This window comes from Terrabacter sp. Root85, assembly GCF_001429185.1.
Taxonomy (GTDB): Bacteria; Actinomycetota; Actinomycetes; order Actinomycetales; family Dermatophilaceae; genus Terrabacter.
Genome location: NZ_LMIW01000008.1, coordinates 850032 through 867158, shown reverse-complemented (window position 1 = coordinate 867158; position 17127 = coordinate 850032). Strand labels below are relative to the sequence as shown.

Sequence of the window (17127 nt, the reverse complement as noted above, 5' to 3'; positions counted from 1 at the left end):
GCATCGGGACGGGATCGCTCACCAGGGCTTGGGGACGGTCTGCGACCCGTCCCCGGGCACGGTGTCGTCGTTGCCCTGCTGCTGTTGCTGGTTGCGCTCGATGGTGTTCTGCCGCTGCTGCTCCTGGAGGTAGTCCTGCTCCTCCTGGCTCGGGGTGTTCCCGGGGTCGGGCGTGGGTGCGGGCTGTTGACCCGGCCCCGGCTGCTGCTGCGGGTTGTCGGGGGGCTGCTGGTCAGGGGGTGTGTCGGAGTTCTTCTGCTCCATCCGCTGCTGCGCCTGCTGGAGCTGCTCGCCGGTCTGGCCGCCTTCGGGCGCGTCGCAGAGCGGCGGCCGCTCCTTCGTGATCGTGATGCCCTTGTCGTAGTACTGCTTCCACTCGTCGGTGCGCTCGCGCGCCTTCGCGGCGTCGCCCAGGGCCTCGTAGGTCAGGCCGAGGTTGACGCGCACCTTGCAGTCGTCGATCCCGCCCTTGGGGACCTGCTCGAAGGCCTGCTCGAACCACGGCCGCGCCAGCTCGAAGTGCCCCGAGAGGACGTGGGCGTCACCGATCGCGAAGGGCGACCGGAACTGCTCGACGACGTTGACCCACCCCTGCCGCTCGCCCCAGGTCAGAGTGCGCGGCTTGTCGCCGGCCTCGTAGGCGTCGAGCGTCTGTGCGTGCACGAGGTTGAGCGAGATGAGCCTGAGCGCCACGAGGACGAGCAGGACGACGACGGGAGCGGACGCGAGCAGCAGCCGCCGGCGTCGCCGACGCAGGTGCGGCGGGAGCGGGCGACGGTCACGTCGGCGCAGGCGGAACCGGCGGCGTACGCCCTCCGCGGTGACGCTGTCCGCGCGTGCCGGTCGCTCGTCGAGGATCGTCATGGGCGCGTCTCCCTCCGGCGGCGGGTCTGGACGAGCGCCGTGATGCCGGCGCCGACCTCCCACGCGGCGATCCCGGCCACCCCGAGCAGCAGCGGCCAGTAGAGCTCGCGGCGGGCGATGACCTTCTGCTTCTCGATCTGCTCGCTCGTGCCGAAGCGCTCGAGGTCGATGCCGCCCACGGCGGGGCCGATCGCGTCGCCCGCCTCGCGGTGCACGTAGCTCAGGCCGAGCTGGTCGCCGATCGTGCGCAGCGTGTCCTCGCTGACGACGGAGCGGGCGTCCTCACCGGTCGCGGGGTCCTTGATGTAGTCGCGTGTCGTGTCGAAACGCGACCGCGTGGCCTTCATCCGGCCGCCCTCGGTGGTGCCGTAGCCGAGGACGGCTCCACCGTTGATGAGCCGCTTGTCGATGTCGAAGGGCGCAGGAGGGTCCTGCGCCGTCTGCTCGCCGTCGCCGAAGTAGAAGACGACCCGCCCACGCTCGGGAGTGCGCGCGTCGGCCTGCTGGAGCAGGGACTTGAGGCGGTCGTTCGCCTCGCTGACGGATGTGCCCCTCGAGACCTCGTAGGACTCCGGGAGCAACGTCTCGACCGCCGCGTCGAGGGCCGTCGTGTCGGTCGTCAGCGGCAGCCGCACCCGGGCGTCCTGGTCGAACGTCACGACGGAGTAGCGGGCACCCGGAAGAGCGTCCGCGATGCCGGAGATGTCCGATGAGACGCCGTCGATGCGCGGGCGACCGTCGCCGTAGTCCTCGGCGATGATGCTGCTCGTCGTGTCGACGACGAAGTAGACGTTGAGGTTGGCGGCGGTGGTGTCGACCTGTTCACCCGCAACGGCCGGACGCAGCGCGGCGACCCCGAGGAGCACGACCGCACCCGTGAGCCGCCAGTGCGTCGCCCGCGACTCTCCCGGCACCGAGCGCGACGACGGGTTCCACCACACGGCGGCGAGCGCCCCGACCGCGAGGACGAGCAGCACGGGCCAGGGGGCGACGGGCAGAAGGGTCACGACGCCCACCTCCGGCTCGCACCGATGACGCCGATGAGCCCGATCCCGGCGAGCGTGATCGGCAGCGTCGGGTTGTCGGAGTAGAGGGCACGGGAAGCGGCGTCGATGAGCGTCGCCTCCTGGGCCTGGACCGCGTCGACGATCCCCTTGATGGCCGCCTGGTCGCTCATCGCGAAGTAGCGTCCGCCGGTGCCGGTGACGATGTCGCGCATCTCCACCGCCTCCTGGTCGGCCCCGTCCTCCTCCGGGTTGAGCCCGTAGACGCGGACGCCCTTGGCCTTGGCCAGCGCACCGGCCTCGTCGACGTCGATGATCGGCCGCCCGGCCAGGTGGTTGTCGGTGGCGAAGACGACCGAGCGGGCGCGCTGGACGTCGACCTTGTCGAAGCTGGAGACGCAGGTGGCGAGGCCATCGCCGATCAACGAGGTGCCGCGGCCGTTGAAGGTGCCGGCGAAGAAGGAGTCGTACTCCGGGTCGCCCGTCAGCGCACGTCCCGCGGAGTCGAGCTCCCCGTTGATGAAGTCGTAGTCGTCGGTGAGCGGGAAGACCGTGGCGGCCGACGAGTTGAAGATGACGAGCCCGATCCGCTCGCCCTCGAAGCTCGAGACGAGCGTCTTGAACGTCGACACGAGGGTCGCGTCGTAGGCGGCCATCGAGCCGGAGATGTCGAGGCACAGCATGATGTCGCGGCTGCGGGTCTGGGGCTTGTCGATGGTGGTGTCGAGCGGTCGGGCTGCGCCCACGAGGGCCGCCCCGCCGAGGAGCACGGCGCTGGACGCGAGCACGGCCATCCGGATCCGGTGCAGGCGCAGCGCCCGGCGGTACTCCGGCAGCTCGGTCAACGCGCTCGAGTTGGCGACCGCCGCCGACGCTCGTGCCTGCCGGCGGGACATGAGCCGGTAGACGGCATACGCGAGCAGGGCCGCGAGGAGCGTCCCGAGGCCGAGCACGCCCGGCCACTTGAGGTCGAGGCCGTTCAGCTCCATCGCGCCACCACCTGCTTGGCGACGGTGCCCGCCCCGACGAGGGTCGCCGTCTCACGCGGGCCGAACTCACCGGGATAGAGCGATCCGACGACCTGCGAGACCGGGGTCAGCCGGGATCCCGTCGCGTTGAGCTCGGTGAGCGTCATCGTCGGGGCGTGGATCCCCGACACCTCCTGGACGAAGTGGCGCACGAGGACGCTGAGCTGCTGGTGCGCCCGACGCTGGCTGATCTCGCCGGCCGCGGCCCGGTCGAGCACGAGGTCGATCTGCCGGGTGTAGTCGGCGCGCAGGCGTGAGAGCCGGTCCGACGTGATGCGTGGCGGGACGACGACCTTCCTCTCGCGCGTCGACCACCACACCCAGACGTACCAGGCGGCGACGAGCACGAGCGCGCCGACGCCGATCCAGAGCCACGTCGCGGCATACGGGTCGGGAGCGTAGAAGCCCGGGGGCGGGGCGTCAGCGGCGCGCACGACGCTGCCTCTCGAGCAGGGCGAAGACCGTCGCGACGACCTCGTCGGACGACCCGAGACGGGCATGGTTGATCCCGCGGCGGTCGAGCAGCTCGGTCGTGCGCCGCACGCGCTCGGCGACCGAGGCGGCATACGCCGCGCGCACCCGCGGGTCGAGCCGCACCAGCGTCGGCAGCGTGTACGTGTCGGCGACGTCGTATGCCGTCCGGTCCCCCTCGATGGCCGTGGGGTCGGCGTCCTCGACGGTGATCCAGAGGATCTCGTGCTGGACGTGGAGACGGCGCAGCAGCTCGTCGAGCGCCGGGTCGAGCTCCTTGTCGTCGGCGACGATGAGCAGCACGAGGCGGCGGCGGACGTTGCGGACGATCCAGCGCAGCTGCGTCGCGAGGTTGCTCTGGTCGCCGTCGAGGACGGTCGCCGCGTCCACGGCGCGCAGCAACAGCTCGAGGTGCGCCTCGGAGCCGCGCAGGTCGTGCGCGACCGTCGAGCCGGCGGTGCCGCGGACGAGCCCGACGAGGTCTCCGTGGCGCTGCGCGAGGTAGCCGACGAGGCCGGCCGCCGCGATGGCCACCGACTTCTTCGGCTCGCCGCTGCGGGTCGTGGCCGCCATCCCGCGGCCGGTGTCGATGACGAGCATGAGGTTCTGCTTCCGCGTCGCGACGTAGCGCTTGACGAGCGGCGACTGGCTGCGGGCGGTGGCCCGCCAGTCGATGTCGCGCACCTCGTCGCCCGGGACGTAGTCGCGCAGGTCGTCGTAGTCGAGGCTGCGACCGTGGAAGACGGAGGCGTACTCCCCCTCGAGGAGGCTGCGTGACTTGCGGCGCGCGTGGACGAAGAGCTTGCTCTTCACCCTCGTCAGCAGCGTCGTCGTCATGTCGCGTCCGTCGTCCGGCTCCCCGGTCAGGGGGTGCGGATCCCGTTGACCATCGCGTCGATGATGCTCTCGACGGCGACCTCGTCGGCAGCCGCCTCGAAGCCGAGCGTGACGCGATGCCGCAGCACCCGGTGCGTCAGCGCCTTGACGTCGTCGGGGACGACGTGGTTGCGGCCGTCGACGAGGGCGCGGGCCCGCGCCGCACTCGTGAAGGAGATGCTCGCCCGCGGGCTCGCCCCGAAGTCGACGTAGCCGGCGAGGCGCGGCTCGATGTAGTCGCGCGGGTGCCGCGTGACGTAGCCGATGCCGACGACGTAGTTGACGATCGCCGGGTCGATGTAGACCCGGCCGACGAGCCCCTGCAGCCGCTTGACGTCGGCGACGGACACGACCGGCTCGGACGCCGTGAGGAAGATGCCGGAGTCGATGCGCCGCAGCACCTCGGCCTCCTCCGCCGGCGACGGGTAGTCGAGGACGTCCTTGAGCATGAAGCGGTCCATCTGCGCCTCGGGCAGCGGGTAGGTGCCCTCCTGCTCGATGGGGTTCTGGGTGGCGAGGACGAGGAACGGGTCGGGCAGCGCGTAGCTGCGGTCACCGATGGAGGTCTGGCGCTCCTGCATCGCCTCGAGCATCGCCGACTGCGTCTTGGCGCTGCTGCGGTTGATCTCGTCGAGGAGGACGAAGTTGGCGTGGACGGGACCGAGCTGGGTCTCGAACGTGCCGGAGTGCTGGTTGTAGACCTGCGTGCCGACGATGTCGCTCGGCAGCAGGTCCGGGGTGCACTGGATGCGGTGGAACGACCCGCCCACCGCCTGCGCGATCGTCTGCGCCGCGGTCGTCTTGGCCAGCCCGGGCACGCTCTCGAGGAGGACGTGGCCGCCGGTCATCAGGGCGATGAGCAGGGTCTCCTGCAGACGTGCCTGGCCGACCACCTTCGAGGCGAAGGCCGTCGAGATGGCCTCGATGGTCTCGGCGGCCCAGTGCAGCTCGTCGGGCGTGAGGTAACGCGTCGGTGCCGGTGCGGTGCGGTCGGGGGCGATGTCGATGCCGGCCACGGCGACGTCCTCGTCGGGGGCGTCGGGCGAGCCCGAGAGCTGGTCCGGCTCGTCGGGGACGGCGGCGTCGTCCGGTGCGGCCGGGCTCGGGAGCGTGACGGTGAAGCTCGTGCCGTCGACCTCCTCCGACGGGGCGACCTGACCCGTGTCGGGCTGCGCGCCCGGCTCGTCGAGCGCGTCGAGCGCGCCGGACCGTTCGTCGGCGACCGACTCCTCGGCGTTGACGTTGCCCACCATCGATTCCCCTTCTCGACGCGTACCGGCGGAGGGAGTCGCGCCGGCAGGGACACATCGTAAGCACGGCATGCTGTGCCGCGCCGGAGGTCCCGTCACCCCACAGACACGTCAGGGGCCTGGATCGCTGCGCTCAGGCGTCGATCCGCTCGCGGTCGACCTCGGCCGCGGACTCGATGATGAAGTCCTTGCGCGGTGCGACCTCGTTGCCCATGAGCAGCTCGAAGACGCGCTCGGCGGCCTCGAGGTCACGCATCGTCACCTTGCGCAGCGTGCGGTGACGCGGGTCCATCGTCGTGTCGGCGAGCTGGTCGGCGTCCATCTCGCCGAGACCCTTGTAACGCTGCATCGGCTGCTTGATCTTCTTGCCCGACTTCTCGAGGCGGGCCAGCGTGCGGCGCATCTCGGGCTCGTTGAAGGTGTAGATGAGCTCGTTCTTCTTGGCGCCCGCGTTGATGACCTCGAGCCGGTGCAGCGGCGGCATGGCGGCGTAGACGCGACCGGCGTCGACGAGCGGACGCATGTAGCGGAAGAAGAGCGTCAGCAGCAGCGTGCGGATGTGGGCGCCGTCGACGTCGGCGTCGGTCATGATGATGACCTTGCCGTAGCGCGCCGCGCCGAGGTCGAAGCTGCGACCCGAGCCGGCGCCGATCACCTGGATGATCGAGGCGCACTCGGCGTTCTTGAGCATGTCGGAGACCGACGCCTTCTGGACGTTGAGGATCTTGCCCCGGATCGGCAGCAGCGCCTGGAACTCGGAGTTGCGGGCCTCCTTGGCGGTGCCCATGGCCGAGTCACCCTCGACGATGAACAGCTCGGAGCGCTCGACGTCGGTGGTGCGGCAGTCGCGCAGCTTCGACGGCAGCGTCGAGCTCTCGAGGGCGTTCTTGCGCCGCTGGGTCTCCTTGTGCAGCCGCGCGCTGATGCGCGACTTCATCTCGGAGACGACCTTCTCGAGCAGCAGGGCCGCCTGCGCCTTGTCGCCGCGCTTGGTCGACGTGAGGCGGTCGGTCAGCTCCGTCTCGACGACCTTGGCCACGATGGCGCGCACGGCGTTGGTGCCGAGGACCTCTTTGGTCTGACCCTCGAACTGCGGCTCGGCCAGACGCACCGTGACGACGGCGGTCATGCCCGCGAGGATGTCGTCCTTCTCGGGCTTGTCGTTGCCGACCTTGAGGCGTCGGGCGTTGACCTCGAGCTGCTTGCGGAACACCTTGACGATGGACTGCTCGAAGCCGGTGACGTGGGTGCCGCCCTTGGGCGTGGTGATGATGTTGACGAAGGACTGGACCTTCGTGTCGTAGCCCTGACCCCAGCGCAGGGCGACCTCGACACCGCACTCGCGCTCGAGCTCGGTCGGGGTCATGTGGCCGTTGACGTCGAGGACCGGGACGGTCTCGGTGAACGTGCCAGAGCCCTCGAGGCGCCACACGTCGGTGATCGGGGTGTCGGGCGCGAGGTACTCGACGAAGTCGGTGATGCCGCCATCGTGCTGGAAGACCTCCTCGACGGTGCCCTCCTCGCCGGGCGTGCCCTTGAGGCGTCGCTCGTCGCGGATGACCAGGCGCAGGCCGGGGACGAGGAAGGAGGTCTGGCGGGCGCGTCCGAGGATGGCGTCGTAGTCGAGCTCGGCGTCCTTGAGGAAGATCTGCCGGTCGGGCCAGAAGCGCACACGCGAGCCGGTGACGCCCCGCTTGGCCTTGCCGACGACGGGCAGCGCGCTCTTCTTCTCGTAGGGCGTGAACTCCGAGTCGGGCGAGTGGATCGCCGTGCGGTCGGCGAACGTGCCGGGCTCGCCGCGCCGGAAGCTCATGCCGTACGTCTTGCTGCCGCGGTCGACCGCGACGTCGAGCCGCGCGGACAGGGCGTTGACGACGGAGGCGCCGACCCCGTGGAGACCACCCGTGGCGGCATACGACGCGCCACCGAACTTGCCACCCGCGTGCAGCTTGGTGAAGACGACCTCGACACCGGACAGGCCGGTGCGGGGCTCGATGTCGACGGGGATGCCGCGACCGTTGTCACGGACCTCGATGGACCCGTCGCCGCTGAGGATGACCTCGATGTCGGTGCACACGCCGGCCAGGGCCTCGTCGACCGCGTTGTCGATGATCTCCCAGAGGCAGTGCATGAGGCCGCGCTGGTCGGTCGAGCCGATGTACATGCCGGGGCGCTTGCGCACGGCCTCGAGGCCCTCGAGGACCTGGAGGTGGCGGGCGGTGTAGTCGCCGTTGCCGGAGGGAGCGGGTCGTGAGGCGGAGGCCACGGTGTGTCGTTCTCTTTCCGTCGGTGTGCGGCCAGCGGTCGGGCTGTGGAGGGCTGGCAGGGGAAGCCTAGCCACCGCCACCGACCGCCCTCGGGAGGCTCGCGGCTCCCCCGGGTGACGGACCTCACCGACGAGTCGGGCACCAGCCCCGCGAGCCCCGTCGGGAGCGGCCTGCCAATCCGTATCTGGGCGGCGCGCCGAATCACTGACACGTAACGATGTTGCTCCGGCGGGCGTCTCACTGACCGAGCCTCACCATCGGGAAGGTTTCGACGTGATTCACTGTTGGAACGTCCACGAGGCGCGAGAGGTCCACCGGATGGACCGATCGGGCGTCGTAGGTACATGGCAGGGTTTCCCTCCGGGGGACCCCCGAGGGAGGAAAGAGGCGAAATACGATGACGACAGCACTGGCACCCGAACTGACTGCTGCTGACCGCTGCGACCGATGTGGGGCTCAGGCCTACATCCGCGCCCGCCTCGTTTCCGGCGGAGAGCTGCTCTTCTGCGCGCACCACGGACGGGAGCACCTCCCGGCGCTGAAGGACAAGGCTCTCGACATCCGCGACGAGACGGAACGACTCACCGAGGTCCCGGGATCTGCTCCCGTGGACGAACACTGAGTCCAGAGGCGATCTCCGGCCCGGCCCCTCCTGACCCCATCCTGATCCGCACGCCGCCGACGGCTGCCCCGTGATCACTGCGACGAACGTCCTCGTTCTGCTCGCGATGATCGTGGGCACCGTCGGCATCGTCGTCCCGGTGCTGCCGGGGCTGCTGCTGGTCTGGGGTGCGACGCTCGTGTGGGCGTTCGAACGTCAGGACGGGCCGGGTTGGCTCGTCTTCGGCATCGCGACCCTGTTGTATGCCGTGGGCCTCGTCGCGCAGTACCTCGTCCCCGGGCGACGGATGAAGACCGCGGGCGTCGACGGGGTCATCGTCGCGGTGGCGCTGGTCGTCGCCGTGGTGGGCTTCTTCGTCGTGCCCGTCGTGGGCGGACCCCTCGGGTTCGTCCTGACGATCTACGTCCTCGAGCTGGCCAAGCACCGGGGGCATGCACCGGCCTGGCACGCGACGACCCAGGCCATCCGCGCGGTGGCCCTCAACATCGGCATCGAGCTCGTCACGGCGTTCGCGATGATCGCGACGTGGGCTCTCGGCGTCTACGCCACGCGACCCTGACCCGCCCGCGAGGCTCTCGTCTGACACGGCCCGGAGATGTGAAGGACCCCGACGGTCTCCGTCGGGGTCCTGTCTGCGTCCGTGGAGGTGGGGGCCGGTCAGCGGCGCGTCACCACTGGTCGCGGCGGCGCTTCTCCCACCGCTCCTCGAGGCGCTCCATGAAGGTGCCCTGCTTGGCGGAGGCGGCCTTGGCCTTGCCGCCGGCCCGCGGCTTGGTGGTGCCGTCGCTGGCGACGGCTGCGAGCTTCGTCTTCGACGGGGTGATCGCGTAGACGATGCCTGCGACCATGATGGCGAAGCCGACCGCACCGAGCCAGATGCTGCTGCTCATCGCCGAGAAGACGACCAGGGCGAGACCGACGACCGCAGCCACCACTCCGGCGACGAGGCGTCCACGGCCGAGACCGCGCGACTTCGTCTTCTCGATCCGCGAGGCGAATCGAGGGTCTTCGGCGTAGAGGGCTTCCTCCATCTGCTGGAGGAGTGCTTCCTCGTGTTCCGAGAGTGCCACCTGGCACCTCCCTGGTGCGAAATCGACTGTGCCCGAATCGTATGTCGGAAACGGCCGACGCGGACTTCTTTCCCTCAGGATAGGTCGCGCCGAGCGCGTTGGGAACCCGAGGGTCGGTCGGGCATGAGTGACGCCGGACGCACCGACCCGGCTCCGAATCTGGCGCTCGCGCGGTCGACCGCGCGGTCGGCCTCACGCCACCCGTGCTCGGGCTCGTCGAGGGTGGCCTGGATGGGAGCGACGGCCGACGGGACGAGCCCCTCGAGGCGGACCCCGACGAGCCGGATGCGGGCGCGTTGGAGGCCGAGGCGGTCGTAGAGCTCGCGGGCCGTCGCGAAGATGTCGCGGGACACGTCGGTGTGGTGGCGCAGCGTCTTGGCGCGGGTGATCGTCGTGAAGTCGGCGAAGCGGACCTTGATCGACACGGTGCGCCCCGTCATGCCGGCGGACCGGGCCCGGGCCGCGGTGCGGTCGGCGAGGCGCAGCAGCTCGCGGTGGATGCGGACGGGGTCGTCGATGTCGTGCGCGAAGGTCTCGTCGGCGCCGATCGACTTCTCGCGTCGCTCCGGCACGACGGACCGGGGGTCACGACCCCACGCGAGGTCGTGCAGGCTCCGGCCGGAGACGTCGCCGAGGGCACGCTGGAGGGTCTCGACGGGCGTGTGCGCGAGGTCGGCGACGGTGCGCAGGCCGAGGCGGTGCAGGTGCTCCTCGGTCTTGTCGCCGACGCCCCAGATCGCGCCGACGGGCAGCTGGTGCAGGAACGAGACGACCTCCTCGCGCGGCACGACGATGAGCCCGTCGGGCTTGGCGAGGTTGGAGGCGAGCTTGGCGACGAACTTCGTCGAGGCCACCCCCACGGAGCACGTGATGCCCTGCTCGTCGGCGATCGTGTCGCGCAGCTGCTCGGCGATCTGGGTCGGACGGCCCAGGCGGCGCACGGCCCCGGAGACGTCGAGGAAGGCCTCGTCGAGCGAGAGCGGCTCGACGCTGTCGGTGATCGTCGCGAAGGTCGCCATGACGGCCTCGGAGATGGCGGCGTAGCGGCGGTGGTCGGGCTCGATGATGACTGCCTGCGGGCACAGCCGCTGGGCCCTGGCCATCGGCATCGCCGAGGTGACCCCGAAGGCCCGCGCCTCGTAGGTGGCCGAGAGCACCACGGACCGCCCGCTCGCGCCGCCGATGATGACGGGTCTGCCCCGCAGCTCGGGCCGCGAGATGAGCGAGGCGGACGCGTAGAAGGCGTCCATGTCGACGTGCAGGACGGTGCAGCCGGTGTCGTCGGGTGGCTCGGAGCCGGCCCGGGTCGGCGCGGTGAACTGGCGGCGGCTCATCGTCGGCCCGTCGGACGGGTCGACGCGCTCACGAGGGCGCGGTCAGTCGCGGCGCGCGACGACGTGGAGGGCATTGCCGAGGGTCCGGAGGAACTCGCGCCCCGGACCGGTGACGAGCAGCTCGTCGAGCTCGGCCAGGGCGACGCGGTCGGCCTCGGAGTCGATGAGCGAGGCCGGGACGAGGTGGCCGAGGATGTTGGTGCCACGCACCCGCACGTCGGTGAAGCCGGCGTCGGCGAGGAGCGTCTCGAGCTGCTCGACGTCGAAGCGGCGCGGCAGCGGGTCGGTGCTCCCCCAGCGACCGGAGGGGTCGACGAGGGCCGCGCGGGCCTGGCCGAACTCACCCGCGATGGCCTTGGCGAAGACGACGGACAGTCGGCCGGAGACGAGCAGGGACAGGACGCCGCCGTCGCCCAGCGCCTGCGCGATGGCGTGGAGCGTCGCCGCGGGGTCGTCGACGAACTCGAGCGTGCCGTGGCAGCAGGCGAGGTCGACGTGGCGCCCGGCCAGGACGGAGCCGAGAGAGTCACCGTCGCCCTGGACCGCCGTGATGCGGTCGACGATGCCGGCCTCGCGGGCCCGGCGACCGAGCGAGGCGAGGGCGTCGGGGCTGGGGTCGACGACGGTGACGTGGTGACCGGCCTCGGCGAGCGGGACGGCGACGCCACCGGTGCCGCCACCGAGGTCGAGCACCTCGAGCGGCCGGCCGAGGCGCTGCGAGCACTCGTCGGCGAGGTGGCCCACGGCCGAGACGACGGCCGACGGCCGGACCCCTCCACGTCGCTGGGGGCGCTGCTCGTCGGGCACGGGATCCTCCGTCTGGGAACGTGGTACGCGTGGTGCCGCGTGTGGTTCGTGTGCGTCATCACCCTAGTGCCCCGAGCTTCCCGGACTCGCGTGCCACAGCTTGCGTGGCGGGCCGCCCACCGTCTCGGTGGGCACGAGCCCGCTCGTGCCGCGCGGTCCCCGGACGTCGTCGCCCGCCGGCCTGATGTCGGCGTACGGCGACTGCTTGAACCCCGAGGCGTGGACGAGCACCCGCCGGCCGTCCGGCCCCTCGCCGACGCCGGACCGTGCCCCGTCGGGTCCGGCGAACGCGGTGGCGCGCTCCCACGCCGACCGGTCGGCGGCCTCGAGCGCGTCGCGGACGGCGGTGATGCCCCCGGACGTCCACGCGTCCTGCAGGCCCGAGAGCTCCCACGCGCCGGTGGCCCGGATCGAGACGCCGCGTGGACCGGTGCGCCGCACGACCCCCCGACAGAGCAGCAGCCACGAGTGGAAGACGGTGGCGGCATACGGGCCCTGGACGTCCTCGAAGAAGGTGAGGTCAGCCGGGCCGGTGGCGTCGTCGAGCGTGAGGAAGACGACGCGGCGCCCGGTGCGGATCGGCGGGGTCTGGGTGGCGACCTTGACCCCGGCGACGAGGACCTCGCGGCCGCTGCGCCCGGAGAGCAGGTCGCGCGCCCGGGTCACGCCGAGCGCGTCGAGCAGCGGGCCGTAGAAGTCGACGACGTGACCGCTCGCGTCGAGGCCGAGCACCTCGAGCTCGGCCCGGACCCGCTCCGGGCCGGTCATCTCCGGCAGGCCGCTCGTCGCGGAGAGCCGCGGCGTGTCGCCGAGGTCGAGCGTCAGCTGGGTCGCGATCTGCTCGGGCGCCCCGGCGGAGCCCTGCGACTGGGCGGCGGCGAGGGCCCGGATGTCTCCCGTGGCGGAGACGGACGTGACGCGACCCCGTGAGGAGCCCGGTCCCGACGACCGGCTCGCGGCCGAGACCCGATGGGAGGAGCGGCGTGACGACCGCTGCGAGGAGGACCAGCGGTCGAGCTCGGCGACGTGGAGCAGCAGGTCGCGCCGGGTGACCCGGCCACGACGGCCGAGGCCGCCCCGCGCCCGGCCCACGACCCCGGACCCGCTCTCGTCGAGACGGGACGGACCACCGAGGTCGATGTCGTGCAACGAGTCGAATCCCCCTGCGAGCACGAGCTTCTCGGCGACGGGCCGCGACACGTGGGCACGCTGCCAGAAGTCGGAGAGGCTGGAGTAGGGCTGTCCGGCGACGATCTGCGCGACCTCGGCCTCGCTGATGCCGTGGACGTCGGCGAGCGACAGCCGGATGGCTTCGCCGCCGTCGTCGGTGCGTTCGAAGCGGTAGGCGCCGGTCGAGACGTTGACGTCGAGCCCGAGGATCGCGATGCCGAAGGTGCGGGCGTCGTCGAGGATGAGGCGCTTGGGGTACATCCCGGGGTCGTGGGTGAGCACCCCTGCGAGAAAGGCTGCCGGGTGGTGCGTCTTGAGCCAGGCCGACTGGTAGGTGGGCAGCGCGAAGGCCGCGGCGTGCGCCTTGCAGAACCCGAACGAGGCGAACGCCTTGAGGACCTCCCAGATCTTGTCGGCGACCTCGGGCGCGTAGCCGCGGTCGCGGGCCGCGGGTCGCCACCACGCCTCGATCCGCTTCTGCCCGTCGGGCGTGCCGAGCGTGCGGCGCACCTCGTCGGCCTGGGCGAGGGTCACCCCGGTGGTCTCGGCGACGATCATGAGCACCTGCTCGTGGAAGACGACGACGCCCTCGGTCTCCTCGAGCGCGGGGACGAGCGACGGGTGGAGGTAGGACGGGTCCTTCCACCCCTGCCTCGCGTTGAGGAACGGGATGATCATGTCGCTCTTGACCGGGCCGGGCCGGAAGAGCGAGATGTCGATGATGAGGTCGTCGAAGGTGCGCGGCCCGAACTTGCCGATGAGCTCGCGTTGTCCGGGGCTCTCGATCTGGAAGCAGCCGAGGGTCTTCGTCGAGCGGACGAGCTCGAAGGTCGGCTCGTCGTCGAAGGGCACCTGCGACTCGTCGTCGAGGTCGACGTGGTCGCCGTCGACGCGTTCGACCTCCTCGATCGCGTGCGCCATCGCGGACTGCATCCGGATGCCGAGGACGTCGAGCTTGAGCAGCCCCATCTCCTCGACGTCGTCCTTGTCGAACTGGCTCATCGGGAAGCCGAGCCAGCTCGCCTCGACGGGGGTGCGGTCGAGCAGGACGGAGTCGGACAGCACGACCCCGCACGGGTGCAGCGCGATGTGCCGGGGCAGGCCGTCGAGGCGCTCGACGATGTCGAACATCAGCTGCAGGCGCGGCACGTCGAGGCCGCTCGCCCGGAGCTCGGGCAGCTCGGCCAGGGCGTTGCGGACGTTGCGGGCGGCGATGTGCGGGAAGGCCTTGGCCATGGCGTCGACCTCGGGCGGCGGGAGCCCGAGCGCGGCCCCGGCGTCGCGGATCGCGTGGCGCACCCGGTAGGTGTCCATCATCGAGACGCACGTGACCCGGTCGCCGCCGAAGTGGTCGAGGATGCGCTCGTAGATCTCGGTGCGCCGGGCCGACTCGACGTCGATGTCGATGTCGGGCAGCTCGGCCCGCAGCGGCGAGCAGAAGCGCTCCATGAGCAGCCCGTGCCGCATCGGGTCGACGCCGGAGATGCCGAGGAGGTAGTTGACGAGCGACCCGGCCCCGGACCCGCGGGCGGCGACCCGCACGCCCATCTCGCGGATGAGGTCGCAGACCTGGGCGACGGTGAGGAAGTACGTCGCGTAGCCGAGCGTCTCGATGACGCCGAGCTCGTCCTCGAGACGGTCGCTGACGGCGACGAGCTCGCTCTCGGTGCGGCCGGGGTAGCGGGTCGGGATGGACTCGCGGCACCGTCGCGCGAGGACGCGGTGCGGGTTGGTGCCGGGCCGGATGCCGAGGACACCCGGCTCGGGCAGGTGGACCGAGCCGATGCCGAGGTCGGCCCGTGGGTCCTGGACGCACTCGGCGGCGAGCGCCGTCGTGCGGGCGAGCAGCTCGCGGGCCTGCTCGCGGGCCAGCGACCCGCCGCCGACGAGCCCCGGGCCGGAGACCTGGACGACGTCGAGGGCGAGCGCGTGCATGAGGGGCGTCGGCGAGAGGTGCCCGGCCGTCGTGACGCGGTCGAGGTGGCGCGCGTCGAGCGCGACGAGCCGCCGGGCGGCGTCGAGGACGTCGACGATGGCGGCGTCCTGCGGGTCGGCGTGGCGCACCGCGGCCGTGATGATGCTCGGCACGCCGACCTCGCGGGCGAGCGCGAGCATGCGTCCGGCCTGGCCGAGGCTGCCGGGCTGGTGCTCGGGCCCGCCGTGGCACACGACCTCGACGACGACGGCGCCCCGCGGCAGCAGCGCGACCCAGCGCTCGAGCGCCGCCCGGGCGTGGTCGCGTCGCTTGGCGAGCACCGCACGACCGACGTCGGAGTCGGGCCCGAGGAGCACGACGAGCGGGGACGGCCCACCGTCCGCCCCCGATGGCGTAGGCCGTCCGCCTCGTCCGTCGGGTCGACCCCGGCCCTCGGGCCGGCCGGGCCCGTCGTCCTCCGCTGCGGACGGGACGGGCGGGGCGGGCAGCAGGCGCGCGTGCTCGGCGACGAGGGCCGCGGACGTGACCGGGTTGCCGCGCTCGCCGTGCAGGTGGGTCGCGGTGACGAGGCGACAGAGCGCCGCCCACCCGGCACCCGGGGCGAGGCCGGTGCTGCTGCCCCGGGCCAGCACCGTGACCCGCGGGAGCCGCGGGTCGACGAGGGCGCCGCCACGGACCGGGGTGCGCACGGGACGGCTGCGCTGGCGCTCGGGGCGCTCGGGGCCGAGGGCGAGATCGACGCCGAGGACCGGCGCGACGTCGTGCTCCATGCAGGAGCGGACGAACTTCACGGCGCCGTAGAGCCCGTCGCGGTCGGTCAGGGCGAGCGCCGGCTGCCCGAACGCCGCGGCACGCTCGACGAGCTGGTGCGGCTTGGCCGTGCCGTAGCGCATGGAGTAGCCGGACGCGACGTGCAGGTGCACGAAGCTCTCGGTGCTGCCGGCCGCGCTGCTCGTGCGGCCGCTGGTGATGGTGGTGGTCATGCCGGTCGTCACCCGCTCGCCCGGCTCCTCGAGACCGGGGTGATCGACTGCGGCAGCGGGATCGTCGCAGGGACACCGAGGAGGTCCTGGACGATCTCGAGGAACATCTCGGCCTGGCGCAGCAGGTCGTCGGACTCGCGTGCGCTGATGTGACCGCCGCGGTCGATGACCCACCGGTGCGCCGAGCAGGCGGCGAAGAAGGCGGCCCACTCCCCCAGCTCCGGGGCCACCCCGGGCAGCACCTGCCACACGCTGCGCGGTCGCGAACGTGGCGACGGCACGGTGCGGGCGGCGACGAGGGCCGCGGCGGCGCGCAGGGCTCCGAGGTGGGCGTCGCGATAGCGCTCGGACGCGTCGCTCGTGCGGCACGCGGTCTCGAGGGTGGTCCGGCCCCGCTCGAGCAGGTCGAGCACGGCGACCGAGATGGGTGGGCGGCGCAGGTCGTGGGCGGTGGTCATGGTGGTTCCTCTCCTCTCTCGTCTCATGGGCTCAGTCGGCGACCCGGACGAGCGACCAGTGGTCGCCGCGCGGGGACTCGTCGTGGGCGAGGTCGTAGACCCCGGGCGTGAACGACCATCCCGGGCTCGCCTCGACGCGCCAGACGTGCTGCTCGCTCGCCGCGGCGACGAGCGTCTCGCCGGGACGGACCTGCGCCTCGTCGGCCTCGAGCGCGTCGTGCCACCAGGCCCGCCGCTCGCGCCACTGGGCGAGGACGCCACGGACGACGTAGAGGCGCCCGCGCCAGATGAACGCCTCGGGCGGCGCCTCGAGGGACCCGGCCTCGGAACCCGAGGGTCCCGACGACCCGGAGTCCCGTGAGGACCTCGAGGACCCGGGCGGACGGGTCGACCTTCCGACCGGACCACCGGAGCGGCCCACGACGGACTGCTCCTGCTGCTCCCGCTCGCGCACTCTCACCTGCACGGCATCACTGAACCTGCGCACCACGACACGTCTCCCTCGGACACGTCGAGGCCGGACATCACGACCCAGACCACCCGCGCCCCACACGAGCGGTCCGACACCAACCGACGACTTGAACTGACAACTGACTGAAACTGACTGAAACTGACTGACTCGGACACCGGCTCGGACCTCACCTCCCGGGCACCTCACCCGAAGAGACGACGTTCGAACACCTGTTCGATACTCGAAGCCTAACCCCTGGCGCCGACAGCCTGTCAAGACGGTCCGCGGGTCACGTCCACGCGATCCCGGGCCGCCGCAGCCGACCTCTCCGCACGCGTCCGTTTCGCCCCGCTCCGGACCGATCTGAGTACCCGTGCTCAGGTCCGTGCGGCGTCCCCGGCGACAGAGTGATGGCGCGGGTTCGGTCCGCGAACGGAGGGGCGCAGGGGTCCTGTCCGCTCACGGATCGGGCCCGTTCCGCTGCCCCCTCCCGCCGCCTGCAGCGCGCCCCGTTGCGCCACCCCCGGGAATACGGG

General features: G+C 71.8%; 15 protein-coding genes. 2 read left to right on the top strand and 13 right to left on the bottom strand.

The window, feature by feature from the left end; translation table 11 throughout:
- Positions 1-18: 18 nt before the first annotated feature.
- The 7 genes from ASE25_RS10510 to ASE25_RS10480 all read right to left on the bottom strand — a co-directional run bounded on the left by ASE25_RS10510 (position 19) and on the right by ASE25_RS10480 (position 7759).
- Complete coding sequence (locus tag ASE25_RS10510) at positions 19-864, bottom strand: tetratricopeptide repeat protein (protein WP_056825207.1); 846 nt, start codon at positions 862-864, stop codon at positions 19-21.
- The gene (locus tag ASE25_RS10505) at positions 861-1871 is read right to left on the bottom strand and encodes a VWA domain-containing protein (protein ID WP_162260601.1); all 1011 of its coding nucleotides are present in this window, start codon (positions 1869-1871) and stop codon (positions 861-863) included. Before ASE25_RS10505 ends, ASE25_RS10510 begins: the two co-directional genes overlap by 4 nt.
- Positions 1868-2857: a VWA domain-containing protein gene (locus ASE25_RS10500; protein ID WP_056781042.1), complete on the bottom strand. Its 990-nt coding sequence runs from the start codon at positions 2855-2857 to the stop codon at positions 1868-1870. The genes ASE25_RS10505 and ASE25_RS10500 overlap by 4 nt, the downstream gene beginning before the upstream one ends.
- Positions 2848-3330, bottom strand: a complete 483-nt coding sequence (locus ASE25_RS10495; RefSeq protein ID WP_056781045.1) for a hypothetical protein — start codon at positions 3328-3330, stop codon at positions 2848-2850. Before ASE25_RS10495 ends, ASE25_RS10500 begins: the two co-directional genes overlap by 10 nt.
- A complete protein-coding gene (locus tag ASE25_RS10490; RefSeq protein WP_056825205.1) occupies positions 3317-4204 on the bottom strand; it encodes a DUF58 domain-containing protein in 888 nt (295 codons plus the stop codon). The genes ASE25_RS10495 and ASE25_RS10490 overlap by 14 nt, the downstream gene beginning before the upstream one ends.
- Positions 4205-4230: 26 nt before the next feature.
- The gene (locus ASE25_RS10485) at positions 4231-5244 is read right to left on the bottom strand and encodes an AAA family ATPase (protein WP_369793483.1); all 1014 of its coding nucleotides are present in this window, start codon (positions 5242-5244) and stop codon (positions 4231-4233) included.
- Between the two features lie 382 nt (positions 5245-5626).
- The gene (locus tag ASE25_RS10480; RefSeq protein WP_056781050.1) at positions 5627-7759 is read right to left on the bottom strand and encodes a type IIA DNA topoisomerase subunit B; all 2133 of its coding nucleotides are present in this window, start codon (positions 7757-7759) and stop codon (positions 5627-5629) included.
- Positions 7760-8157: 398 nt separating this feature from the next.
- On the opposite strand from ASE25_RS10480, the gene ASE25_RS22345 reads away from it, so the two are divergent.
- Together ASE25_RS22345 and ASE25_RS10475 are read left to right on the top strand one after the other, a co-directional pair.
- Positions 8158-8382: a hypothetical protein gene (locus ASE25_RS22345; protein ID WP_028785799.1), complete on the top strand. Its 225-nt coding sequence runs from the start codon at positions 8158-8160 to the stop codon at positions 8380-8382.
- Positions 8383-8452: 70 nt separating this feature from the next.
- Positions 8453-8941: a DUF456 domain-containing protein gene (locus ASE25_RS10475; RefSeq protein WP_056781053.1), complete on the top strand. Its 489-nt coding sequence runs from the start codon at positions 8453-8455 to the stop codon at positions 8939-8941.
- A 109-nt stretch (positions 8942-9050) separates the two neighbouring features.
- Here the strand turns inward: ASE25_RS10475 and ASE25_RS10470 are convergent, their stop codons facing one another.
- The 6 genes from ASE25_RS10470 to ASE25_RS10445 form a co-directional block, all read right to left on the bottom strand.
- Positions 9051-9452: a DUF3040 domain-containing protein gene (locus ASE25_RS10470; RefSeq protein WP_082620078.1), complete on the bottom strand. Its 402-nt coding sequence runs from the start codon at positions 9450-9452 to the stop codon at positions 9051-9053.
- 74 nt (positions 9453-9526) lie between these two features.
- On the bottom strand, positions 9527-10786 hold the full coding sequence (gene dinB, locus ASE25_RS10465; RefSeq protein ID WP_056781059.1) for a DNA polymerase IV: 1260 nt from the start codon (positions 10784-10786) through the stop codon (positions 9527-9529).
- A gap of 42 nt (positions 10787-10828) precedes the next feature.
- Positions 10829-11593, bottom strand: a complete 765-nt coding sequence (locus ASE25_RS10460) for a bifunctional 2-polyprenyl-6-hydroxyphenol methylase/3-demethylubiquinol 3-O-methyltransferase UbiG (protein WP_020145492.1) — start codon at positions 11591-11593, stop codon at positions 10829-10831.
- 63 nt (positions 11594-11656) lie between these two features.
- Positions 11657-15682 carry a DNA polymerase III subunit alpha gene (locus tag ASE25_RS10455; RefSeq protein WP_056825734.1) on the bottom strand — a complete coding sequence of 1342 codons (4026 nt, stop codon included), beginning with the start codon at positions 15680-15682 and terminating at the stop codon, positions 11657-11659.
- 8 nt (positions 15683-15690) lie between these two features.
- Entirely contained in the window at positions 15691-16140 is a 450-nt protein-coding gene (locus ASE25_RS10450) for an SAV_6107 family HEPN domain-containing protein (RefSeq protein WP_056825203.1), read from the bottom strand.
- A gap of 31 nt (positions 16141-16171) precedes the next feature.
- Positions 16172-16630 carry a DUF6504 family protein gene (locus ASE25_RS10445; protein WP_235508628.1) on the bottom strand — a complete coding sequence of 153 codons (459 nt, stop codon included), beginning with the start codon at positions 16628-16630 and terminating at the stop codon, positions 16172-16174.
- Positions 16631-17127 lie beyond the last annotated feature (497 nt).